The sequence below is a fragment of the Mycobacterium gordonae genome (genome assembly GCF_001417955.2).
Classification (GTDB): domain Bacteria; phylum Actinomycetota; class Actinomycetes; order Mycobacteriales; family Mycobacteriaceae; genus Mycobacterium; species Mycobacterium gordonae_B.
In genome coordinates this window covers 213,732-236,985 of sequence record NZ_LKTM01000223.1, presented here as the reverse complement: position 1 = coordinate 236,985, position 23,254 = coordinate 213,732, and the positions used below count along the sequence as shown (strand labels likewise).

The 23,254-nt window shown below is 66.4% G+C and carries 25 protein-coding genes and 3 tRNA genes; 12 read left to right on the top strand and 16 right to left on the bottom strand.

Features of this window, described 5'->3' with window-relative positions:
• Positions 1-111 precede the first annotated feature (111 nt).
• The 4 genes from AO501_RS17280 to AO501_RS17265 are packed head-to-tail and all read right to left on the bottom strand — an operon-like array spanning position 112 to position 6,814.
• Entirely contained in the window at positions 112-1,035 is a 924-nt protein-coding gene (locus tag AO501_RS17280) for an ROK family protein (protein WP_055578855.1), read from the bottom strand.
• Complete coding sequence (locus AO501_RS17275; RefSeq protein ID WP_055578854.1) at positions 1,035-1,652, bottom strand: DUF7158 domain-containing protein; 618 nt, start codon at positions 1,650-1,652, stop codon at positions 1,035-1,037. The genes AO501_RS17280 and AO501_RS17275 overlap by 1 nt, the downstream gene beginning before the upstream one ends.
• Positions 1,649-5,845: an NEW3 domain-containing protein gene (locus AO501_RS17270; protein ID WP_055578853.1), complete on the bottom strand. Its 4,197-nt coding sequence runs from the start codon at positions 5,843-5,845 to the stop codon at positions 1,649-1,651. The genes AO501_RS17275 and AO501_RS17270 overlap by 4 nt, the downstream gene beginning before the upstream one ends.
• Positions 5,846-5,854: 9 nt before the next feature.
• A complete protein-coding gene (locus tag AO501_RS17265) occupies positions 5,855-6,814 on the bottom strand; it encodes a helix-turn-helix transcriptional regulator (protein WP_055578852.1) in 960 nt (319 codons plus the stop codon).
• 63 nt (positions 6,815-6,877) lie between these two features.
• On the opposite strand from AO501_RS17265, the gene AO501_RS17260 reads away from it, so the two are divergent.
• The 10 genes from AO501_RS17260 (at position 6,878) to AO501_RS17215 (ending at position 16,343) form a co-directional block, all read left to right on the top strand.
• Positions 6,878-7,399, top strand: a complete 522-nt coding sequence (locus AO501_RS17260; protein WP_055578851.1) for a DinB family protein — start codon at positions 6,878-6,880, stop codon at positions 7,397-7,399.
• Positions 7,400-7,401: 2 nt separating this feature from the next.
• Positions 7,402-7,995, top strand: a complete 594-nt coding sequence (locus AO501_RS17255) for a DinB family protein (RefSeq protein ID WP_055578850.1) — start codon at positions 7,402-7,404, stop codon at positions 7,993-7,995.
• 96 nt (positions 7,996-8,091) lie between these two features.
• Entirely contained in the window at positions 8,092-9,447 is a 1,356-nt protein-coding gene (locus tag AO501_RS17250; protein WP_055578849.1) for an ABC1 kinase family protein, read from the top strand.
• A 4-nt stretch (positions 9,448-9,451) separates the two neighbouring features.
• On the top strand, positions 9,452-10,357 hold the full coding sequence (locus AO501_RS17245; protein ID WP_055578848.1) for an alpha/beta hydrolase: 906 nt from the start codon (positions 9,452-9,454) through the stop codon (positions 10,355-10,357).
• An 87-nt stretch (positions 10,358-10,444) separates the two neighbouring features.
• Positions 10,445-11,305, top strand: coding sequence for a cyclopropane mycolic acid synthase family methyltransferase (locus tag AO501_RS17240; protein WP_055578847.1), 861 nt, complete (start codon positions 10,445-10,447; stop codon positions 11,303-11,305).
• Between the two features lie 141 nt (positions 11,306-11,446).
• On the top strand, positions 11,447-12,310 hold the full coding sequence (gene mmaA2 / locus AO501_RS17235; protein ID WP_055578846.1) for a cyclopropane mycolic acid synthase MmaA2: 864 nt from the start codon (positions 11,447-11,449) through the stop codon (positions 12,308-12,310).
• A gap of 113 nt (positions 12,311-12,423) precedes the next feature.
• Positions 12,424-13,305 (top strand): cyclopropane mycolic acid synthase family methyltransferase, encoded by an 882-nt coding sequence (locus AO501_RS17230; RefSeq protein WP_055578845.1) that lies wholly within the window; start codon positions 12,424-12,426, stop codon positions 13,303-13,305.
• A gap of 141 nt (positions 13,306-13,446) precedes the next feature.
• A complete protein-coding gene (gene mmaA4 / locus AO501_RS17225) occupies positions 13,447-14,343 on the top strand; it encodes a hydroxymycolate synthase MmaA4 (protein ID WP_055578844.1) in 897 nt (298 codons plus the stop codon).
• An 83-nt stretch (positions 14,344-14,426) separates the two neighbouring features.
• Entirely contained in the window at positions 14,427-15,125 is a 699-nt protein-coding gene (locus AO501_RS17220) for a YciI family protein (protein WP_055578843.1), read from the top strand.
• A gap of 9 nt (positions 15,126-15,134) precedes the next feature.
• Positions 15,135-16,343, top strand: coding sequence for an RNA polymerase sigma factor (locus AO501_RS17215; RefSeq protein WP_055578842.1), 1,209 nt, complete (start codon positions 15,135-15,137; stop codon positions 16,341-16,343).
• Positions 16,344-16,441: 98 nt separating this feature from the next.
• Here the strand turns inward: AO501_RS17215 and rplA are convergent, their stop codons facing one another.
• The 12 genes from rplA to AO501_RS17155 all read right to left on the bottom strand — a co-directional run bounded on the left by rplA (position 16,442) and on the right by AO501_RS17155 (position 21,446).
• On the bottom strand, positions 16,442-17,155 hold the full coding sequence (rplA, locus tag AO501_RS17210; RefSeq protein ID WP_055578841.1) for a 50S ribosomal protein L1: 714 nt from the start codon (positions 17,153-17,155) through the stop codon (positions 16,442-16,444).
• Between the two features lie 87 nt (positions 17,156-17,242).
• Positions 17,243-17,674: a 50S ribosomal protein L11 gene (gene rplK, locus AO501_RS17205; protein ID WP_055578840.1), complete on the bottom strand. Its 432-nt coding sequence runs from the start codon at positions 17,672-17,674 to the stop codon at positions 17,243-17,245.
• Positions 17,675-17,743: 69 nt separating this feature from the next.
• On the bottom strand, positions 17,744-18,463 hold the full coding sequence (gene nusG, locus AO501_RS17200) for a transcription termination/antitermination protein NusG (RefSeq protein WP_055578839.1): 720 nt from the start codon (positions 18,461-18,463) through the stop codon (positions 17,744-17,746).
• Positions 18,464-18,494: 31 nt separating this feature from the next.
• The gene (gene secE / locus AO501_RS17195) at positions 18,495-18,965 is read right to left on the bottom strand and encodes a preprotein translocase subunit SecE (protein WP_055578838.1); all 471 of its coding nucleotides are present in this window, start codon (positions 18,963-18,965) and stop codon (positions 18,495-18,497) included.
• A gap of 121 nt (positions 18,966-19,086) precedes the next feature.
• Positions 19,087-19,159, bottom strand: a tRNA-Trp gene (locus tag AO501_RS17190).
• A gap of 123 nt (positions 19,160-19,282) precedes the next feature.
• Positions 19,283-19,783: a (3R)-hydroxyacyl-ACP dehydratase subunit HadC gene (gene hadC / locus AO501_RS17185; RefSeq protein ID WP_055578837.1), complete on the bottom strand. Its 501-nt coding sequence runs from the start codon at positions 19,781-19,783 to the stop codon at positions 19,283-19,285.
• A 3-nt stretch (positions 19,784-19,786) separates the two neighbouring features.
• Complete coding sequence (gene hadB / locus AO501_RS17180; RefSeq protein WP_055578836.1) at positions 19,787-20,215, bottom strand: (3R)-hydroxyacyl-ACP dehydratase subunit HadB; 429 nt, start codon at positions 20,213-20,215, stop codon at positions 19,787-19,789.
• Positions 20,202-20,681 carry a (3R)-hydroxyacyl-ACP dehydratase subunit HadA gene (gene hadA / locus AO501_RS17175; RefSeq protein WP_055578835.1) on the bottom strand — a complete coding sequence of 160 codons (480 nt, stop codon included), beginning with the start codon at positions 20,679-20,681 and terminating at the stop codon, positions 20,202-20,204. The genes hadB and hadA overlap by 14 nt, the downstream gene beginning before the upstream one ends.
• A gap of 48 nt (positions 20,682-20,729) precedes the next feature.
• Entirely contained in the window at positions 20,730-20,897 is a 168-nt protein-coding gene (rpmG, locus tag AO501_RS17170) for a 50S ribosomal protein L33 (protein ID WP_036352522.1), read from the bottom strand.
• A 54-nt stretch (positions 20,898-20,951) separates the two neighbouring features.
• Positions 20,952-21,028, bottom strand: a tRNA-Met gene (locus tag AO501_RS17165).
• 32 nt (positions 21,029-21,060) lie between these two features.
• A tRNA-Thr gene (locus tag AO501_RS17160) sits at positions 21,061-21,133 on the bottom strand.
• 97 nt (positions 21,134-21,230) lie between these two features.
• Positions 21,231-21,446 (bottom strand): type II toxin-antitoxin system VapB family antitoxin, encoded by a 216-nt coding sequence (locus AO501_RS17155; protein WP_055578834.1) that lies wholly within the window; start codon positions 21,444-21,446, stop codon positions 21,231-21,233.
• Positions 21,447-21,544: 98 nt separating this feature from the next.
• Here AO501_RS17155 and AO501_RS17150 point away from each other — a divergent pair, with 98 nt between their 5' ends.
• Entirely contained in the window at positions 21,545-22,261 is a 717-nt protein-coding gene (locus AO501_RS17150) for an MBL fold metallo-hydrolase (RefSeq protein ID WP_055578833.1), read from the top strand.
• 97 nt (positions 22,262-22,358) lie between these two features.
• Positions 22,359-23,216 (top strand): hypothetical protein, encoded by an 858-nt coding sequence (locus tag AO501_RS17145; protein ID WP_055578832.1) that lies wholly within the window; start codon positions 22,359-22,361, stop codon positions 23,214-23,216.
• Positions 23,217-23,254: the final 38 nt, after the last annotated feature.

Below are 23,254 nucleotides of genomic sequence, written 5' to 3'. Positions count from 1 at the left end.
CCGACGGTCTTTGGTGGATCGGCCACCACAATAGCGTGGGCCCGCGCGATCAGCCAAAACGGCACCTTGGCAGGAGTGAAAGCTGCTACCCGCACGGCTTTCGATCGCCGCCTACAGCCCGGCGAGGCGCGCCGCGCCGACGAGACCGGCGTCGCCGCCGAGTTCGGCCGGCACCACCCGGAGGCCGGTCAGGAAATCCAGCCGGGCGTAGTCGGCCAGGGCGGCATGCAAGGGGTCGAACAGCAGAGCACCGGACTTGGCCACTCCCCCGCCGATGACCACCAGATCCAGGTCGCAGATGGCGCCCACCGAGGCGATCATCGCGGCCAGCGCGCGGGTGCCCCGCGCGAATGCCTGCAGTGCCACCGGATCTCCGCCCGCCGCCGCCTGGGACAGTTCCCGTGCACCGGCGCCCTGCGGCGCCGACCAACCGTTGGCCCGCGCCCAGCGCGTCATCGAGGGACCCGACGCGATCGTCTCCACGCAGCCGCGGCCCCCGCACGCGCACGGCAACCCGTCGGGTTCGACCACCACGTGACCGACGTGGCCGGCGTTGCCGGTGCGGCCGGTGTAGGGGACCCCATCGAGTACCAGGCCGCCACCGACGCCGGTCGAGACGACCATGCCGAGCAGAAACCCGGCGCCGCGGCCGGCGCCGATCCAGTGCTCACCCAGCGCCATGCAGACTCCGTCGCCGCCCAACCGGACCGGTACGCCCGGCACCGCGGCCGCCACCCGGTCGCGCAGCGGGAACCGCCGCCAGGCCTTGATGTTGACCGGGCTCACGCTGCCCGTGGCGAGGTCGACGGGGCCGGCAGAAGCGATTCCCACCGCCGCCACCGTTCCGCCGGCCGCACGCACCGCGTCAGCGACCATCGCGGCTACCGCGTCCCAGACCTGTTCGGCACCGGCACCGGCGGGTGTCGGGCAGGTGGCGTTGTAGACCAACGTGCGGCCGGGGTCGGCGAGGGCCGCGGGGTCGGCGAGTCCGGCGGCGATCTTGGTGCCGCCGATGTCGAGGCAGAGGGTGAGCATCAGTGTCGGTGGGTGTTGTCGGGCTGGCGTGGGTCGCCGGGGTGTTCGTAGCCGGGTGCCAGCTGTACCAGGGCGGCCCGGCGGGCGTCCAGCCACCCGCGGAACGCACGCCGGCGCGCCGCCGCCAGCAGATGCTGACGAATGGTCGACCGAACCTCGTGCAGCGGCGGTTGGGCGACCGCCGGTACGCGCCAGCCATGGCTTCCTGCCGGCGATTGCGCGAACCGCAGCGGGTTGCGGGCGTGGTAGGCCGCGACGTCGTCGGCGCTGATCTCGACCGCGGCGGTGACGTCGGCGAACAGTGCGCGTGCCCGCGGGTCGGCCAGGGCCGCCGCCGCGATGCTGCCGATCTCGAGCCTCGCGGTCACATCGGGCAGCAGGTCGTCCTCTGCCGGGGCGCCGCTGCCGTCGAGGCCGCGGGCGGCCGCCTCAGCGGCAACGACGCGCTCGGTGACGATCAGTTGCGTCAGCCAGCGTCGCAGTTGGCGGCCCTCGCTGGTGTCCGGCGCCGGCAGGGTGTTCGCTTGCGGACCGCCGCGCAACCGCGCCTCGCGGGCGTCGATCTCGGCGACGGCCACCGGGGCGCCGGCCACGGTCGCCGCGCAATCGGAATTCATGTCACCGTCACTTTCACCGCCGGCGAATAGATGAGTCGGCCCGCGCAGCCGACCCGGATCAGCGCCCACCACTGCCCCGGGTCCAGCCAGGCCGGCGGGCTGACATCGAAGGCGAGTTCGACGCTGCCCTGGGCGGGCAGCTCGGCGCCCTGGGCTGCCGGGCCAATCCACTCCCACGTTCCCCAGGGGCTGATCAGGTGTGCTTCGAGAGCCAGGTCGGCATACGCACGGCTGCCGATCGTCACCGACAGGCGGGCCACGGCACCGGCGCCCACCACGACATCAGCGGGGTCCTCGACGAGGTAGGCGAAATCGGCGGCCTGTGCATCGATGTCGACGAACGCGACATCCTCGACCACCTGCCGCCAGGCAGCCGGCACGTCCGCGCCGGTGACCCGAAGCTGGGCGCGCACCGGGTATCGCCCGGCCGGGGCGTGGCCCGGGATCCCCAGGACGACATCGGTTTCCAGGTGCGCTCCGGCGGCCAGCGTGAACGGCAACTCAACCGGGGCGACCGACCAGCCGTCCGGGTACACCACCTCGACCACGCCATCGAGTTCGGCGTCGGTGCAGTCGCTGGCCACAGTCAGGCGCAACGTCACCTCGCGCAGATCGGCGCCGGCATCGACACTGACCTGCTGGGGATGCAGGTGGGCCACCACCGGCAACCCACCCAGCGGCGCGGGACCGCGGTTGTGCAGCCAATACCGTGCGTAGAGGGGCTGCGCGGGTTCGGCGTCCGGGGCCAGCGGGGCCGGGTCGTTGCGGAGTTCGGCGATGTCGAGGCGCGCCAGCACGGTCGCCACCTGATACCCGTGCAGATCGATGAGGCGTTTGCGGCGTTCGGGTACCTCCAGCAGGTTCGCCTGCGCGAGCCCACGCAGCCTGCCCAGGTCCGACCCGACGACGACCCGCGCGGCCGCGCCGGTGGATTCCACGAGTCGCAGCGCGACGTCACCGGGTGCGACGGGTTGCGCGCTCCCGGCCGCCAGTGGGTTGCCGGCGGCTTTCAACGCGCCCAGTTGCACCGAGTCGGCGGGTTCGACGTTGAGCAGCGATCCGGCGGGCGGCAGCAGGCCGTGCCGCTCTGCTGGGGTGACCGCGAGCAGTGGATTGGAGAACTGGGCGCTGCGGGCCGGGAGTCTGTTTTCCCGCCAGTCACCCTCGCCGCAGATGAGCGCATAGTCGAAATCGTGCGTCCAGTGCTGGAGCTGGAAGTTGGACCCGTCCGGTGCGGTCCGGCGCGGCTCGTCGATCCAGGTTCCCGATGGCCATCCGGTGCACGACCGCATCAGCGCCGTATGCAGCGTGCCGTCCGTCTCGACGGCGAAGCTCGGCACGCCGCGGTTGAGCAGGGCGACGGTGTAGTCGTCGAAATCGTCCGTGTTCGACGGAACCTGCTGCTGGACGACGACTTCCGCATCGCCGAGGTCTGTGGCGAGCGTCGCGATCGCGGCGGTGAGGTTCCGGGCGCCCCTGCCGTCGATGATCAGCACCGGCACCGCGTCACAGGCTCGCAGGTCGGCGTCGGGCACCCAGACGGCCGCCAGCTGCGTCGCTGCCGGCACCCACACCCGCGCCTGACCCGTCTGAGCCAACTGCCGCTCGAGTTCGGCGGTGTAGGCCGGGTCGGCGCCGGCGAGCACCGCTTTGGTGAACGCGTTGCGGGTGGGCCCGCCCAGCGCGATGCGGGCGTCCGGCAGGTTCGAGTCGACGTCGAGGTGGCCGTAACGCGGCTTGTCGGCGCCGCTGCAGGTGGCCGTCACCCCGGCGCGGACCAGCGCGACCATCAGGTCGCGGGCCATCGGGCCGGCCGCCGACTCCGACGGCGCCACGACCTCGGCGACCGAGATCGCCCGGGTGTCGCTGCCCAGGCGGACCCGGGCCGCCGAGGACAACCCGAACCAGCCGTAAGCGGGGTTGTCCAATGTCCACAGGTGCTCGCCGGTGTCCACCGAGCGGAGGCCCGCCGCGGTGGCACAGTGCAGTAGGGCAAAACCGCGCCCGACGACCGCGTCGCCTACCTCGCTGACCGGCATGGCTCCAGGTACCGGGCACGGCCAGCGCAGCCGCACCAGCCGGTCTTCCCCGACGAAATCGTCGATGGTGGTGCGGCAGTCGACGCGGTCGGTGCCGCGCCACAACGTCAGGGTCTGGGTGTAGCGCAGCAGGTCGCCGATGCGGCCGCGAACCACCAGCCGCTCACCGAGTGGTCCACGGCACGCCTGCACGGTTGCCGAAGATTCCGAGCTGCACACCACCGGCCCGTGCGGGAGCAGATGCCAGGGGCCCTCGCCCTGGGTCGGGTGCGACGCGTATTCCTCGTAGACCGCGAGCTCGTTGCCCACCCGGCCGGGGGCGATCAACTCCCGGCCGGCACGGATCAACGACGCCACCGCGCCGCCGCGGTGCGGGTCGACGGTGAGCCGGTAAAACTCGTTGGCGATCTGCGTCCCGGCGACCGGTTGCCAGCCCGTTGCGTGGTCGGATGGGACCAGCCGATAGGTCCGCCATCCCAGCGAGGGCACGTCGCGGGCCAGCCAGGTCACCGATCTTCCGTCGTGTTCGACATGGGCGGGCACCTCCGCGCCGTCGGAGTCCAGTACCCGCACGCCCGCGCCCAGCGGCGGGTCCAGCCGGACCGTGACCACGTCGTCGCGCATCGAGGTCAGGGGGTTCCACACCACCACCGAGTGGTCCGTGGCCGCCGCCAGACCGGATAGCAGCCGCAGCGCATTATCGCGGCAGGTGCCGCCCAACTCCCACGCGTCCCGCCAGCCCGTCAGCAGATCGAGATACACCTGGTCGGACTCCGACCCGGTGATGGCGTCGTGGTGCGCCCCGTACGCCAGCTGCACCCACGCCTTGGCGAAGGCGGCCTGCGGGTACTGCGCCCCGGTCAGGACACCGGCGAAAACCGCGAAACGCTCGGCGTCCAGCACCGCGTTCTCGGCCGCGCGGTTGGCCTGCTTGGTGTCGATGTACGACACGTCCTTGCCGGTATAGATCGGGTTCATGTCGCGGGTTTGCGGCGACGCGACCGCCGTGCGTTCGGCCAGTTCGGCCCGCACCGCCGCGAAGAACTCCCGCGGCAACCCGCACACGAACCGCGGCCACGTGTAGCGCGCTGCCCAGTCGCGGTGGATCTCGGTGACCCACTTGTTCGGAGGTGTGTAGTCGGTGCCGACCGGCAGCAGCACGTTGCGGGTCAACGCCACCTTTTTCAGCTGGTCGAACAGCGTGTAGGTGGCTTCCTCGGCTTCGGTGAGCGTGGTCGATGAGTCCATCCACCAGCCGGCCGAGTAGTGCGCGGGCATGTAGTGGGTGAGCAGGCCCCGGCCGGACGGCGAGATCCACTCGAACTCGCTGGAGAACTGCATCCGGTCCACGTCACCACCCTCGGAGCCACCCGAAGCCGGGCCCCACTGGTGGTGCGGCCCGCGGGCCCAGGAACTTGAGGTCAGGCCGGCGTCGGCGGCCATCCCGGGAAATTGCGGGTCGTGCCCGAAGACGTCGAGCTGCCAGGCGGTCGCCGGGTCGGCGCCCAGCACATCGCGCTGAAAACCGATGCCGTGCAACAGGTTGCGGATTGTCGTCTCAGGGCTGGTGAGGTTGGTGTTGGGCTCGTTGTAGGTGCCACCCATCACTTCGAGCCGGCCCTGGGCCAGCAACCGCCGCAGGTCGGCGCGGTCCTCGGGGCGGGTGTCCCAGTACGGTTTGAGGTAATCGACTTCGGCGAGCACGAATTTGTACTCAGGTTCGCGCCGGGCCATCTCCAGATGGGCATGCACCAACTCGAAGCCATTGGTCTGACGGGCGCGCCCGGGCGGGTCTTCATGCCATTCGCTGGTGTAAGCGGCCTGGGTGTTCCACCAGACGGGGTCGTAGTGGAAGTGGCTGACCATGAACATCGTCCAGCCAGGTTCGGCCACCACGAAGTCGAAAGTCAGGGCGCCTCCTGGGGTGCTCACCCGGGCGGGCAGCCGCTCCCCAATCGCCGGCCGGTCCACCGAGACCGCGACCTCGACCATCTCTTGACCGGCGCTGACAACGGCCTCGCCGCGCAGGCCGTCACCGTCGATGCGCAGCGCGGTCGGCTCAGCACACCCGGCGACGCCCACTCGAACCAGCTGCTGCGGCTGGTCCGGCGGGCCCACGAACAGCTCGGTCGATGCCGCCGAAACCAGTTGCATGACCGCACCTTACGGTGCCGCTCCGGCGCGACGAAGACGATTGCCCACCGCGCCTGCCGCCGCCTGCACCTCAGGGGGCTCCAAGACCTGGAACTCGGCGCCCACCATCGCGAAGTGCAACACCATCCGCTGCGGATCGTCGCCGCCCGCCGTCACGACGCAGGCCTCGTCTCCGTCGGCTTCGACGGTCATCGACTGTGGCGGGAAGTGGCGCGCGACGACGGACGCCGGCAGCTGATAACGCACCCGGGCCACGTAGCGGTAGGGCGCGGCGCTGATGGCGTGGCGGAGGAATTCGCGTGCATCCGGCGCGCGCCGTGGGATGAAGGTGCTGCCCGCCGCGCGCGTCGCGCTCATCCGGTCCAGGCGCAGCGTGCGCCAGTCGGTCCGGTCTCGGTCGTAGGCCAGCAGGTACCACCGCCGGCCGGTGGTGACCAGTTGATAGGGCTCCAGGCGACGCCGGCTGGGGGCGCCGTCACGAGCGGTGTAGTCGGTGGTGACATGCTCGTGATCCCGGCACGCCCTGGCCAGCGTCATCAGCGTGTCCGGCTCTACCGGGGAGTCCACCGCGTCGGGCGTCAACGTGACGGTCGCCTCGTGCAGCGCGGTCACCTGCGAGCGCAGCCGGGCCGGTAGCACCTGATCCAGCTTGCTGAGCGCGCGCAACGCAGATTCACCGACCCCGGCCACACTGCCCCCCGCCGCCAGCCGCAGACACACCGCCACGGCCACCGCCTCCTCGGGATCGAGCAGCAACGGCGGCAACGCCGCGCCGGCGCCGAGCCGGTAGCCTCCACCGGAACCCTTGCTCGCCTCCACCGGATAACCCAGGTCCCGCAGACGCTCGACATCGCGCCGCACACTGCGGCCGGTCACCGACAGCTGCCGGGCCAATTCTTCACCAGTCCACACCCGACGCGACTGCAGCAGACCCAGCAGCTGCAGCACCCGGCCCGTCGTCGCCGACATGACAGCAAGTCTGCCCGACTTTTAGGACCGAAACTGTCCGGTATTGCTGCCAGGCTCATAGACGTGGCAGATCTCCGGACCCAATTGGCCGACCAGCTCGACTGGCACTGGCAAGCACAACTGCGACCCCGCCTGGACGGGTTGACCGACGATGAGTACTTCTGGCAGCCGGTGCCCGACTGCTGGACCGTGCATCCGGACGGTTCGGTGGACTTCGCGTATCCCAGCCCCAGCCCGACGCCGTTCACCACCGTCGCGTGGCGGCTGGCTCACGTCATCGTCGGAGTGTTCGCCATGCGCAACCATCATCACTTCGGCGGCGCGCCCGCCGACTATCAGAGTTGGCGCTACGCCACCGACGCCGGGACGGCGCTGCGGCAACTCGACGAGGAGTACTCGGTGTGGATCACCGGGGTGCGGGCCTTGTCGGACACGGACCTCAACCGGCCGTGCGGCCCGGCCGAAGGCCCCTACGCTGAGTACGCGCTGAGCGAACTGATCCTGCACATCAACCGGGAAGCGATCCATCACGGCGCTGAAATCGCCTGTCTGCGTGACCTTTACCTGCACACCCGAAAGGACTGACCATTCCCGCCCTCGCCCCTCCGGTCACCGGCGAACGCAATGCGCTGCGGGAATTTCTCGCCTACCACCAGAGCGCCTATCTCGCGGTGTCCTACGGCCTCACCGATGAACAGGCCCGATCGGCTCCATCGGCCAGTGCGCTGTCGGTCGGCGGCCTGATCAAGCACGTCACCGGTATGCAGCGGATATGGATGGCCAGGGTGGCCGCCGCGCCGGACGCTCCGCCGAAGGACACCCGACCGTTCGAGGACCGCTCTGCGCAGCACGCGGACGAGTTCGTGATGCATCCCGACGAAACACTTGCGGGGATCCTCGACGCATTCGCCGCTCAGAACGCCGAATCGCTACGACTGGCCGAGAGCGCCGACCTCGACGCCACGGTGCCGGTTCCGCGCGATGCCCCCTGGTTTCCCAAGGACGTCGACGCCTGGTCGGTGCGCTGGGTCTTCCTGCACGTGATCAACAAACTGGCCCGTCATGCCGGGCATGCCGACATCGTGCGGGAAAGCATCGACGGGGCCACCATGTACGAATTGATCGCAGGCCAGGAGAATCGGCAGCCGGAACCCTGGCTGACGCCCTGGCAACCCCGATAGGCCGTCACACAATCCACCGTTCGCCGCGCTTTTGCGCCGGGTGAGGCGGCTCACGCAAATTGTGATTCGACTGCACCGATTTGGCACACTGCAGAAATGAGTTCCACTAAACACCGCGATGTGGCCAAGCTCGACCGGGTGCCGCTACCGGTCGAGGCGGCCCGGGTAGCTGTCACCGGTTGGCAGGTCACCCGCACCGCCGCTCGTGTGCTCACCAACCTCCCCGGCAAGGGCCCCTGGCAGCAGAAGGTCATCAAAGAAATTCCCCAGACCTTCGCCGACCTGGGCCCGACGTACGTGAAATTCGGACAGATCATCGCGTCCAGCCCCGGCGCCTTCGGCGAATCGCTGTCCCGCGAATTCCGCGGCCTGCTGGACCGGGTGCCGGCCGCCGACACCGATGAGGTGCACAAACTCTTCATCGAGGAACTCGGCGACGAGCCGGCCAACCTGTTCGCGACGTTCGAAGAGACACCCTTCGCCTCCGCATCGATCGCGCAGGTGCACTACGCGACGCTGAAGACCGGCGAGGACGTCGTCGTCAAAATCCAGCGACCGGGCATCCGCCGCCGGGTGGCTGCCGACCTGCAGATCCTGCAGCGCTTCGCTCAGGCCGTCGAGCTGGCGAAGCTGGGCCGCCGGCTGTCCGCGCAGGACGTGGTCGCCGACTTCTCCGACAACCTCGCCGAGGAGCTGGACTTCCGGCTCGAAGCGCAGTCGATGGACGCCTGGGTCTCCCACCTGCATGCGTCTCCGCTGGGCAAGAACATCCGCGTCCCGCAGGTGCACTGGAACTTCACCAGTGAGCGGGTCCTGACGATGGAGCGGATCCAGGGCATCCGCATCGACAACGTCGCCGCTATCCGCAAGGCGGGATTCGACGGCACCGAACTCGTCAAGGCGCTGCTGTTCAGCGTGTTCGAAGGCGGGCTGCGACACGGGCTGTTCCACGGCGACCTGCACGCGGGCAACCTCTATGTCGACGACGAGGGCCGCATCGTGTTCTTCGACTTCGGGATCATGGGCCGCATCGATCCGCGCACCCGTTGGCTGCTGCGCGAACTGGTGTACGCCCTACTGGTGAAGAAGGACCACGCCGCCGCAGGCAAGATCGTGGTGCTGATGGGCGCCGTCGGCACCATGAAGCCGGAGGCGGAGGCGGCCAAGGACTTGGAGAAGTTCGCGACTCCGCTGACCATGCAATCCCTCGGCGACATGTCCTACGCCGACATCGGCCGCCAGCTGTCGGCGCTGGCCGACGCCTACGACGTCAAGCTGCCCCGGGAGCTGGTGCTGATCGGCAAGCAGTTCCTCTACGTCGAGCGCTACATGAAACTGCTGGCCCCCAAGTGGCAGATGATGTCGGACCCGCAGCTCACCGGGTACTTCGCCAATTTCATGGTCGAGGTCGGCCGCGAGCATCAATCCAACCCGCAAACCAACGAGGTGTAGGTAAGTGGAAGTTCGCAGTGGCACCGCGGTATCGGGTGATCTGAAGCTGTACTACGAGGACATGGGTGACCCCGATCATCCGCCGGTGCTGCTCATCATGGGCCTGGGCGCCCAGATGCTGCTGTGGCGGACCGAGTTCTGCGAGCAGCTCGTGCGCCGGGGCCTGCGGGTGATCCGCTACGACAACCGGGACGTCGGGCTGTCCAGCAAGACTGAGCGGCACCAGGACCCTCAGCCCCTGGCGACGCGGATGGCGCGCTCGTTCCTCGGCTTGCCCAGCCGCTCGGCGTACAAGCTGGAAGACATGGCCGACGACGCCGCGGCCCTGCTCGATCACCTCGACATCGACGGGGCCCACATCGTCGGGGCATCGATGGGCGGCATGATCGCGCAGGTCTTCGCCGCGCAGCACGCGCACCGCACCCAGACGCTGGCGGTGATCTTCTCCAGCAATAACCACCGCTTCCTGCCGCCGCCGGCGCCGCGCGCGCTGCTGTCACTGATCAAGGGCCCGGCGCCGAGTTCACCGCGCGAGGTGATCATCGACAATTCCGTCCGGGTCTCCAAGATCATCGGCAGCCCGCAGTACCCGACGCCGGAGGAGCAGATGCGGGCCGAGGCCGCCGAAGCCTATGACCGGAACTACCACCCGTGGGGCATTTCCCAGCAGTTCAGCGCCATTATGGGCAGCGGCAGCCTGCTGCACTACGACCGGCGCATCACCGCCCCGACTGTCGTAATCCACGGCACAGCGGATAAACTTATGCGCCCCTTCGGCGGCCGGGCGGTCGCAAAGGCGATCAACGGTGCCCGATTGGTGTTGGTCGACGGTATGGGTCATGATCTGCCCAAGCAGTTGTGGAGTCGCGTCATTGGTGAGCTGACTAGCAACTTCGATGCCGCCGGTTAAGCCGATAGCCGACGGCTCCGTGGTGCCCGGCGAGGGGTGTCACGCAAATACGAGAGACGCAATGGTGTGCGCTGGAGGTGGTCCGATATGGCCGAACTGAGACCGTATTACGAAGAGTCGCAAGCGACGTACGACATTTCGGATGATTTCTTCGCGCTGTTCCTGGACCCCAACATGGTGTACACGTGCGCCTACTTCGAGCGCGACGACATGACCCTCGAAGAAGCGCAGCTCGCGAAGCTGGACCTGGCCCTGAACAAGCTGAACCTGGAACCGGGCATGACGCTGCTCGACGTCGGCTGCGGATGGGGCGGTGCGGTGGTGCGGGCTCTCGAGAAATACGACGTGAACGTCATCGGCATCACCCTCAGCCGCAATCACTACCTGCGCAGCAAGGCCCGGCTGGCGGCGATCCCCACCACCCGGCGCGCCGAGGCGCGGCTGCAGGGCTGGGAAGAGTTCAACGAGAAGGTCGACCGGATCGTCAGCTTCGAGGCCTTCGACGCCTTCAAGAAGGAGCGCTGGCCGGCGTTCTTCGACCGCTCCTACGAGATCCTGCCCAGTGACGGCTCGATGCTGCTGCACAGCATCTTCACCCACGAGCAGACGTACTGGCGCGACCACGGCATCACCGTGACGATGAGCGATCTGCGCTTCTTCCGGTTCCTGGCCACCGAGATCTTCCCCGGTGGCGGCATGTGCGGCGAGGTCGACATCATCGACAATGCGAAGAACAGCGGATTCTCGGTCGGTGAAATTCAATACCTGCAGCCGCATTACGCGCGCACCCTGGACATGTGGGCAGCCAATCTGGAGGCCAATCGCGAGCAGGCGATCGCCATCCAGTCACAGGAGGTCTACGACCGTTTCATGCGGTATCTGACCGGCTGCGCGAACTTGTTCCGAAAGGGCCTGTCGAACGTCGCGCAATACACGCTGACTAAATAACAAAAGTTGCCGCTGAACAGCGCAGACGCTGTCGCGGTTTAGTAATGGCGCGGCGCGTTGGATAACATACTTCCCGCACGCACCGGGGGGGCGACGACGCGTGCGATCGTGGACCCGTTCGGGTCCGGAAAGGCAATACACATGGCTGCGAAGCTGAAGCCGCACTTTGACGATGTGCAGGCACACTACGACCTGTCGGACGACTTCTTCCGGTTGTTTCTGGACCCGACCCAGACATACAGCTGCGCTTATTTCGAGCGCGAGGACATGACGCTGGAAGAGGCACAGATCGCCAAGATCGACCTGGCGCTGGGCAAGCTGGGCCTGCAGCCCGGGATGACGCTGCTGGACGTGGGCTGCGGCTGGGGCGCCACCATGCGCCGGGCTGTCGAGAAGTACGACGTCAACGTCGTCGGCCTGACCCTGTCGAAGAACCAGGCTGCGCACGTGCAGAAGTCTTTCGACGAGATGGACACCGAGCGCACCCGGCGCGTGCTGCTGGAAGGCTGGGAGCAGTTCGACGAGCCCGTCGACCGCATCGTCTCGATCGGCGCGTTCGAGCACTTCGGCTTCGACCGCTACGACGACTTCTTCGCACTGGCGCACCGGGTGCTGCCGGCCGACGGCGTGATGCTGCTGCACACCATCACTGCCCTGACCGGTACGCAGATGGCCGAGCGCGGGATGCCGTTGACCTTCGAGGGCGCCCGCTTCGCCAAATTCATCATGACCGAGATCTTCCCGGGCGGCCGGTTGCCGTCGATCGAGAAGGTCCAGGAGCACTCCGCGAAGGGCGGCTTCACACTGACCCGGCGCCAATCGCTGCAGCCGCACTACGCCCGCACGCTCGACCTGTGGGCCGCCGCCCTGGAGTCGCGCAAGGACGAGGCGATCGAGATCCAGTCCGAAGAGGTCTACGAGCGCTACATGAAGTACCTGACCGGATGCGCGGACTCGTTCCGGACCGGCTACATCGACGTCAACCAGTTCACCCTGGAGAAGTAGGGGAAATAATCCCGGTATCAGTGAGTTCAAATGCGGGGGACGCGTCCCCGCACGTGTAGGGTCCCGGAGATGATCACCTCGCGGGGGGTGGGCCTGTCCCATCGGGAGGACAAATGTCTAACAACCTAACTCGAGCCAGAAGCCGGCGAGAGAACAACGACGACGTCCAGGCGCACTACGACATCTCCAACGAATTCTTCGAGTTGTTCACGGATCCAACCCGGACCTACAGCTGCGCCTACTTCGAGCGCGACGACATGACCCTCGAGGAAGCCCAGATCGCCAAGCTGGACCTGGCGCTGGGCAAACTGGGGCTGGAGCCGGGTATGACCCTGCTCGATGTGGGTTGCGGCTGGGGTTCGACGATGAAGCGCGCCCTCGAGAAATATGACGTGAACGTCATCGGCGTGACCCTGTCCAAGAACCAGCACGCCTACTGCGAGCGGCTGCTGGGCGAGGTCGACACGAACCGTTCGCACCGGGTTCTGCTGAGCGACTGGGCCGAGTTCAACGAGCCGGTGGACCGGATCATCACCATCGAGGCCCTGGAGCACTTCGGCTTCCAGCGCTACGACGACTTCTTCAAGTTCGTGTTCGAAGCCCTGCCCGACGACGGGAGGATGCTGCTGCACTCGATCACCGGGTTGACCGGAGGCCAGATCGTCGAGCGCGGGATGCCGGTGACGTTCGAGATGGCCCGGTTCATCAAGTTCATCGTGACTGAGATCTTTCCGGGCGGCCGGCTGCCGTCTATCGAGAAGGTGCACGACCACGCCACGAGAGCCGGTTTCACCGTCTCGCATGTCGAGTCGCTACAGCTGCACTTCGCCAGGACCCTCGACTTCTGGGCCGAAGCGCTCCTGGCCCACAAGGACGAGGCGATCAGGATTCAGTCCGAAGAGATCTATGAGCGCTACATGAAGTACTTGACCGGTACCGCCGAGTGCTTCCGGATCGGGTACATCGACTGCCACCACTTCACGTTGCAGAAATAGACTTACGCGGGCCTCGACGGGCACCGAAGCAACCCTCGGCCGGTCAGCCGGTACCACCGGATCGGGTAGTGTTGCACGTCAGAGGTCTGGGCCCGCGCGGACGACCAGCTAGTGCCACTTATTCAGGAGAACACCACAGCAATGGCCGACAAACCGACCGGTGCCATGACGAAGGCGACGCAGTTCGAAGACATTCAGGCGCACTACGACGTCTCCGATGATTTCTTCGCGCTGTTCCAGGATCCGACCCGGACCTACAGCTGCGCCTACTTCGACCCATGGGACATTTCGCTCGAGGAAGCCCAGATCGCGAAGATCGACCTGAACCTCGACCAGCTGGACCTCAAGCCGGGAATGACGTTGCTGGACGTCGGCTGCGGCTGGGGCACCACCATGAAGCGCGCCGTGGAGAAGTACGACGTTAACGTCATCGGCCTCACCCTGTCCAAGAACCAGCACGCCCGCTCGCAGCAGGTGCTGGACGCGATCGACACCGACCGCTCCCGACGGGTCCTCCTGCACGGCTGGGAGGACTTCAACGAGCCGGTCGACCGGATCGTCTCCATCGAGGCCTTCGAGCACTTCGGGCACGAGAACTATGACGACTTCTTCAAGCGGTGTTTCGACGTCATGCCCGACGACGGCCGGATGACCATCCAGAGCAGCGTCAGCTACCACCCGTACGAGATGGCGGCGCGGGGGAAGCGGATCACCTTCGAGACGGTCCGCTTCATCAAGTTCATCGTGACCGAGATCTTCCCCGGTGGCCGCCTGCCGTCCACGGAGATGATGGTGGAGCACGGCGAAAAGGCCGGGTTTGTCGTCCCCGAACCACTTTCGCTGCGCCCGCACTACATCAAGACCTTGCACATCTGGGGCGACACCCTGGAGTCCAATAAGGAGAAGGCCGTCGAGGTCACTTCGCTCGAGGTCTACGAGCGGTACATGAAGTACCTGCGCGGCTGCGAGCACTACTTCGACGACGAGATGCTCGACGTGAGCCTGGTGACCTATCTCAAGTCGCGGGCAGCCGCCTAGTCGGTCGGAACGGGCGTGCACCGTTCGTCGAACCGGTAGAGAGTGGAGCACCGGGCCCCGCTCGCTACGGGAGGAGACGACGAATGCAGTATTTCGCTTTGCTGATCAGTCACGAGCGCGACTTGACGCCCTCGGAACGTGCTGCCGAGATGGAGGCCTACCAGGGCTTTCACCGCGCTGCGGCCGCAGCCATCCGGGCCGGTGATGCCCTGCTTCCCGCGGCGGCCGGCGTACGGATCGACGGCGGCCCGGACGAGCCGGTCATCACCGACGGACCGTTCGCCGAAGGCGCCGAAGTAGCGTGCGGTTACTACCTTTTCGAAGCCGAAAACCTCGACGAAGCCCTCACCTTCGCCCGTGGCATTCCGCTCGCCAAGCACGGTGCGGTAGAGGTGCGGCCCACCGTCCACGCGATCGAACCGTCTCCCAAACCCAGCGGCACCGACTGGCTCGCGCTGCTGTTGGAGCCGCCCGGAACCACCCACACGCCGCACACTCCGGAGTGGGATGCGGTGGCTGCACGCCACGTCGAGTTCGCCGCCGCCGCAGGCGATCACATCGTCGGCGGCGCCGCGTTGCACGATCGTTCGACCGCGACGACCGTGCGGATCCGCAACGGCGAGGTCCTTGTCACCGACGGTCCGTACGCCGAAGCCGCGGAAGTCGCCAACGGCTTCTATGTGCTGAGCGCCGGCGACCGTGACGAAGCCGTCAAGGTGGCCTCGATGATTCCCGCGTCCACGGTGCAGCTCCGGCAACTGGCCGGTATCTCGGGACTGTAGCCACGTCGGATGACCGATCTGGACGGCGTCTTTCGGCATGAATGGGGACCTGCCGTCGCCGCCATCGCACGATGGTCGGGCGACCTCACCATCGCCGAGGACGCCGTCCAGGAGGCGTGCGCCGAGGCGCTGCGCACCTGGGAGCGCGATGGCGTACCCGATCGCCCCGGCGCATGGCTGATAACGGTCGCGCGCAATCGTGCCCGTGATCGGCTACGCCGCGAATCCATCCGTCCCGGAAAGGAATTGGCGGCTTTCGTGGACGATATCCGCACCGACGACGCGGTGTTGCATCCGGTTCGCGACGACGAACTGCGGATGATGTTCACCTGCGCGCACCCGGCACTGGACCGCCGCTCGCAACTGGCGCTCACGCTGCGGCTGGTATCCGGGTTGACGGTCGCCGAGATCGCCCGCGCACTGTTGCAGACCGAGGCAGCGATCGGGCAGCGAATCACCCGGGCCAAGTACAAGATTCGGCACGCGAACATTCCGCTGCGGGTTCCGCCCGCCGAGTTGCTCCCCGAACGCACACCGCACGTACTGAGCTGCATCTACTCGGTGTTCACCGAGGGCTACTGGTCCACCGCCGGCCCGTCGGCCATCCGCGACGAGTTGTGTGACGAAGGGGTGCGGCTGGCCGGCGAGCTGTGCGCCCTGATGCCGCATCCCGAGGCACACGCCCTGGCGGCCCTGGTGCTGCTGCATGACTCGCGGCGGGCAACACGGCTGGACGCCGCCGGGGCGCTGGTGCCGCTGGACGAGCAGGACCGTCACCGCTGGAACCGCGACCGGATCAGCCGCGGCCTCAATCGATTACGACAGGCGCAGGGATCGACCGGTCCGTATCTGCCGCAAGCCGTGATCGCCGCCATCCATGCGACGGCGCCCTCCTGGGACCAGACCGACTGGACCGCGATCTGCGCGGCTTACGACCGGTTGCTGCAGTTGACCGACTCGCCGGTGGTGAGAGCCAACCGCGCGCTCGCGGTCGGCTTCCGCGACGGCCCGGATGTGGGCCTGGCAGCCCTGGACAAGGTGGCCCACGACCCGCGGCTGACGCACTCGAATCTCGTCGCGTCGGTGCGCGCGGACCTGTTGCGGCGGGCAGGGCGCCACGCCGAAGCCGTAGTGTGGTATCGAAAGGCATTGGAGGGCAACGCTTCTGAGCCAGGCCGCGCATTCCTGCGGCGGCGCGTCACCGAATGCGGCGGCTAGATCCACTGCCCGGCCCTCCCCGCGAGCAGACACAAAATCGCCCTGGAACGCGTGCTCCAGGGCGATTTTGTGTCTGCTCGCGCAGCCGAAGGCGCCGCTTACTCCGCCTCGGCGGTGAAATTGCGGGTGACCGACGGGTCGACCGGGATACCCGGGCCGGTCGTCGTCGACACCGTGACCTTCTTCAGGTAACGGCCCTTGGACGACGACGGCTTGTGCCGCAGCACCTCGTCGAGCGCGGCACCGTAGTTCTCCGCAAGCTTCTTCTCGTCGAACGACGCCTTGCCGATCACGAAGTGCAGGTTGGCCTGCTTGTCGACGCGGAAGTTGATCTTGCCGCCCTTGATGTCGGCGACGGCCTTGGCGACATCCGGGGTGACGGTGCCGGTCTTGGGGTTCGGCATCAGGCCGCGCGGACCCAGAACGCGGGCGATCCGGCCCACCTTGGCCATCTGGTCGGGAGTCGCGATGGCGGCGTCGAAGTCCAGGAACCCGCCCTGGATCTTCTCGATCAGGTCGTCGCTGCCGACGACATCGGCTCCGGCGGCTACGGCGGCGTCGGCCTTCTCACCGACGGCGAAGACGGCCACCCGGGCGGTCTTACCCGTGCCGTGCGGCAGGTTGACCGTGCCACGGACCATCTGGTCGGCCTTGCGCGGGTCGACGCCGAGCCGGATCGCCACCTCGACGGTCGCGTCCTGCTTGGTCGACGACGTCTCCTTGGCGAGCCGGGCGGCCTGCAACGGGGTGTAGAGGTTGTTGCGGTCCACCTTCTCGGCGGCGGCGCGGTATGCCTTGCTGGTTTTGCTCATTGTTCAATCCAATCTGGTGTTGGGTTCGTGGTTGGCGGGCCGAAGCTGGCCCTCCCACGCGTTCTCGGGTGTTTTGTCGAACTGGAACTACTCGACCGTGATGCCCATCGACCGGGCGGTGCCGGCGATGATCTTCGCCGCCGCGTCGATGTCGTTGGCGTTGAGGTCCGTCTTCTTGGTCTCGGCGATCTCGCGCACCTGGTCCCAGGTCACCTTCGCGACCTTCGTCTTGTGCGGCTCCGCCGACCCCTTGGGCACACCGGCGGCCTTGAGCAACAGCTTGGCGGCCGGCGGGGTCTTCAGCGCAAAGGTGAAGCTGCGGTCCTCGTAGACCGTGATCTCCACCGGGATGACCTGACCGCGCTGGCTTTCCGTCGCGGCGTTGTAGGCCTTGCAGAACTCCATGATGTTGACGCCGTGCTGGCCGAGCGCCGGGCCGACCGGCGGGGCAGGGTTGGCCTGCCCGGCCACGATCTGCAGCTTGATCAGCCCGGTGACTTTCTTCTTCTTCGGGGCCATGAGTTTGTCCTACATTCCTTCCTAGTCTTGCAAAGTGCTGGGGTGCAAAGTTCTGGGATGCCCTGGGGGCTAAATCTTGGAGACCTGGCTGAAGGTCAGCTCCACCGGTGTTTCGCGGCCGAAGATCGAGACCAGCACCTTGAGCTTCTGCTGTTCGGCGTTGACCTCGTTGATCGTGGCCGGCAACGTCGCGAATGGTCCGTCCATCACCGTCACCGACTCACCGACCTCGTACTCGACGTCAATGACAGGGCGTTCCAGTCCACCGGTCTCTGCCGCGGCAGCCGTGCTGGCCGCACCCTTGGCGGCCTTCTTGGCCGCACCCGGGGGCAGCAGGAACTTGACCACGTCGTCGAGCGAGAGCGACGACGGGCGCGATGTCGCGCCGACGAACCCGGTGACTCCCGGGGTGTTTCGCACCGCGGCCCACGAGTCGTCGGTCAAGTCCATGCGCACCAGGATGTAACCGGGCAGCACCTTGCGGTTGACCTGCTTGCGCTGGCCGTTCTTGATCTCGGTGACCTCTTCGGTGGGAACCTCCACCTGGAAGATGTAGTCGCCGACGTCAAGGTTCTGCACCCGGGTCTCGAGGTTGGCTTTCACCTTGTTCTCGTAGCCCGCGTAAGAGTGAATGACGTACCAGTCACCGGGCTTGCTGCGCAGTTCCGCTTTGAGCGCAGCGGCGGGGTCGACATCTTCGGCCGGAGCCGCCACCGCGTCCTGCGGGGCGTCAGCCTCTTGCACGTCGACCGCCTCACCCGCGGACGTGTCACCGTCGAACGTCGTCACGGTTCTCAGTCCTCTCTATCGCTCTCAAGTCTCAGCCGAACACCAACAGCACGAGCTTGCTCAGACCCAGGTCGGCGCCACCTACCACCGCCACCATGAAGGCCAGGAAGACCAGCACCACCGACGTGTAGGTGAGCATCTGCTTGCGGTTGGGCCAGATCACCTTCCGCATCTCGGCTACAACCTGCTTGAGGTAGGTGTAGACGAACACGAAAGGGTTGATCGAGCTGGTCGAACCGGCTTTCTTCGGCTTCTTCGCCTTGTCTTTCTGCGTCGATTTGGCCCCCGAAGACTTCGACGCCTTCGAAGACTTCGACGCGTCCTTCTTTGCCGAATCCTTCTCGGCGACCTCGACGTCGGTCGACTCGTCGCCGTCCTCGGCCTCCGCCGCGCGCACCCGGGAACGTTTTCCCGTGGGCCGCTGCGGCCGCGCCACCGCCTTGGTCACCACGGCGCCGCTGTCGCCTGCGGCGTCGTCGGCAACGTCGCCTTCGTCGCTCACCGCGTGCTCCTTCGTTCGCTAGCTGTTTCGCGTGCCGTACCGCTCAAAGTGGCCACTCTTTCCAGTGTCCACCATGGCACGCGAGTCAGATGGCCCGCCTCCTCGTGCGGCCCGCCGTCAGCAGGGGCGACAGGACTTGAACCTGCAACCTGCGGTTTTGGAGACCGCTGCTCTGCCAGTTGAGCTACGCCCCTATTTTCCGGGGCTTACATGACTCGCGCGCCCCCCGTTCGGCAATCGCGAACCGACGGACAGCGCGCTTGTAATGGGAAAACCCCGAGGTCCGAGTGTACATCGACGTAGGAGCCAGATACTAATTACCCGGTTCTGACTACCTGGCCCGATTCCTTGTCCCATTTGAGCTGGATGGAGTTGTCTCCTTCGTGGCCCATCAGGGTGGTGTAGGCCTCCAGGACCAGGACGCCATCCTGGTTGTGACAGAAGTTCTTCGTCATGACGATGTCGGCGCCGAAACGCTCGTTGACCGATTCGATGCGCAGACTGCCGTAGAGCTTGTCTCCGACATGGATCGGCGCGTGGTACACGAACTTCTGGTCGACCTGCACGATCTGCATGGTTTCGAAGCCGACGTCCACATTGCGGAAGAAGTCGTCCTGGATGAGTTTCGCCAGGATCGTCACGAAGGTCAGCGGTGCGACGATGCGGTCGCCGCCGAATTCGGCGGCCGCAGCCTCGTCGTAGTGGACCCGATCATCGCACTTGATCGACCGGGAGAATTGCCGAACTTGTTCGCGGCCTACCTCGAAGTAGTCGGGATAGACAAACGACATTCCGCGGATATCTGTTTTGAGGGCCATCCGCTAGGCCAGCTTCGCCGAGGCGACAGCCCGGCCGAAGATCTTCTTGCCGCCGGTCGTCGCCGTCAGTGCGATGGTCACCGATTTGGTCTCCGGGTCAACGGACTTCACCCGGCCGCTGAACACCAACTCGGCGCCTTTGCCGTCGTTGGGTACCGGTACCACCGCGGTGAACCGCACGTTGTACTCCGTCACGGCCCCGGGGTCGCCCACCCACGACGTGACATAGCCGCCGCCGATACCCATGGTGAGCATGCCGTGGGCGATCGCGGTGTCCAGCCCGACCATCTTGGCGATCTCGTCGTCCCAGTGGATCGGGTTCAAGTCACCCGAGACCCCGGCGTAGTTGACCAGGTCCTGACGGGTCAACGGGTAGGTCCGCTCTGGGAGCTGGTCACCCACCTGCACCGAACTGAACTCACGCAGTGGCATCGGCAAATCCTACTTCCCCGTCTTCACCGGCACGGCCCGCCAGGGTCGTGTACGTCTCCTGGACGATCTCGCCGGCATCGTTGGTGATGATGTTCTTGGTCACGATGATCTGGGTGCCGTGCGCCTCGCGCACCGCATCCACGTGGACGTCGCAGTACAGCTTGTCGCCGGCGACGATCGGCTTGAGGAACTTCAGAACCTGGTCAACCTGAACGATCTGCTGGTCGGTCACCGCGATGTTGGCGTCCCGGAAAAAGGCAGACTGCGCCTTGTATCCGAATACCGAGATGAAACACAACGGGGCTGCCAGGCCGTCGTAGCCCAGTTCTGCCGCCGCGTCCTCACCGAAAAAAGCCGGCTCGTCGTTTTGCACCGCCGTGGCGTACTCGCGGATCTTTTCCCGTTCCACCACGTAATGGTCGGGGTAGCGATAGTGCATCCCGAGGATCTTTTCGGACAGGGCCACAGTTCTCGAACCTACCTAGTCGACTCTCTGTAATTGGGGTGCGCGCGGTCAGCGCGTTTCGCGGTGCCCCTGGTGCTTACCGCAGTTCGGGCAGAATTTCTTCAGCTCGAGACGGTCGGGGTCGTTGCGGCGGTTCTTCTTGGTGATGTAGTTGCGGTGCTTGCACACCTCGCACGCCAAGGTGATCTTCGGCCGCACGTCGGTACTGGAAGCCATGACGGTTCTCTCTCAAATCTCTCGAAGTCTCTATATTCGTTTGTCGTGCTGTGGTGGTAGCGATGGCCGGACTCGAACCGGCGACCTAACGATTATGAGTCGTTCGCTCTAACCAACTGAGCTACACCGCCTCTGGGGCCGCGCACCTGCTCGGCGTCCGCCGAGCCCCCTAACGGAATCGAACCGTTGACCTTTTCCTTACCATGGAAACGCTCTACCGACTGAGCTAAGGGGGCCGTTCACCCGCAGCGAAGACCTGCCGCGGGCCAAAAAGAGGTTACAGCCTGGCACACAACGTCTCCAAACCACGTGGGCCCAAGCAGGACTAGCCGGTCAACCCGTGTCGCTGTTGCGGTGCAGTGACCAGGCACTGAGGTCGCTGAACTCGTCGTAATCCTCGGCATGCGAGTCGGGGTCGGCGTTGTCGGCCTCGTCGAGCATTGTCCGCATGGCCAGATTGACGGCTTCCCGCGCGCCGGCCACGTGATAACGGCGAATGATCTCGTCGACCAAGTCCATGTCAAGTAGGACTTCGATCCTCTTCAACATGAACCGATATTAGCGACTCGGCGCAGGTAGGAATAGGTACCGGGAATAGGCAGAAGGCCAGGCCGAAGGTGTTTTCGCGCGCCCCATAGGCTGGTGGTGTGTCGAATTCGGACCGGTTGTACTTCCGGCAGTTACTTTCCGGCCGCGACTTCGCGGCCAACGATGTGATCGCGGCGCAGATGCGCAACTTCGCCTACCTCATCGGCGACCGCGAAACCGGGGACGCCATGGTGGTCGACCCGGCCTATGCAGCCGGGGACCTGGTCGACGCGCTCGAGGCCGACGACATGCACCTGTCGGGGGTGCTCGTGACCCATCACCACCCGGACCACGTCGGCGGGTCGATGATGGGATTCGAGCTCAAGGGCCTCGCCGAGCTGATGGAGCGGGTGAGCGTGCCGATCCACGTGAACACCCACGAGGCGCTGTGGGTGTCCCGGATCACCGGAATCCCGATGAGCGACCTGACCGCTCACGAGCACGGCGACCGGATCAGCATCGGCGACATCGAGATCGAACTGCTGCACACACCCGGCCACACGCCCGGCAGTCAGTGCTTCCTGCTGGACGGACGGCTGGTCGCCGGCGACACGCTGTTCCTGGAAGGTTGCGGACGCACCGACTTCCCGGGCGGCGATTCCGACGAGATGTATCGCAGTCTCCAGCAACTCGCCGCGCTCCCGGGCGACCCGACCGTCTTCCCCGGGCACTGGTACTCGGCCGACCCGAGCGCCTCGTTGTCGGAAGTCAAACGCTCCAACTACGTGTACCGGCCCGCCAATCTCGACCAGTGGCGAATGATGATGGGCGGCTGAAGCTCGCTCGATGACCCGCTCAGCAATACACAGGAAGCCCCTTTACGATCAGTGCAGCTAAGTTCCAGGTCCGAGGATTAAGTGGAGGGTGGAATCCATGGGGTGGGTCCGAGGCAACTGGCCGGAAAGCTGGCCGCAGAGCTGGCGGGGCATCGACTCCATCGAGTCCAGCACCTGGTTGGCCTGGGCCGCATGGGCGGCGATCGCGCTCGGCGTCGTCGCGCTGATCTTCACCCACCGCCAGTTGCAGCGGAATCGGGCGCTGGCTGCGGAGAAGACGCGCCCACACGTCGCCATGTTGATGGAGCCGCACGTCGCGGACTGGCATGTCATCGAGTTGGTGGTGCGCAACTTCGGCCGCACCGCGGCTTACGACATCCGGTTCAACTTCCCCAACCCCCCGACCGTCGCCGAATACGAGAACGCCTCCGACGGCTACGCCGACGTCGTCGAACTGCAACTGCCGCGGGAGCTGCCCACACTGGCGCCCGGTCAGGAGTGGCGGATGGTGTGGGACTCCGCACTGGACCGCGCGGAAATCGGGCACGGCGTCGAATCTCGCTTCGAGGGCACGGTCACCTACTACGACCGCCCCGAGCGGCCCCGCGGGTGGAAATTCTGGCAGCGCACCCGGCAGCCGCTGGAGACGAAGGTGGTCTTGGACTGGGACGCGCTACCTCCCGTCCAGCGCATCGAGCTGATGACGACGCACGACCTGGCCAAGCGCGAGAAGCAGAAGCTGGAGCTGTTGCGCAACCTGCTGACCTACTTCCACTACGCCAGCAAGGAAACTCGCCCCGAGGTGTTCCGCAGCGAGATCGACCGCATCAACCGCGCCGTGCAGGAGACCCAGGACCGGTGGCGCACCCGCCAACTCGACGAGCCCACCGACGTGAGTCTGCGCTGGGGCGACGCCGAGAACGAACTGGGAAAGCATCGCAGCCAGCGGGTGTGAGCCCGGCGGGCCGCGATCTGGTTCAATCGACTCGCCGA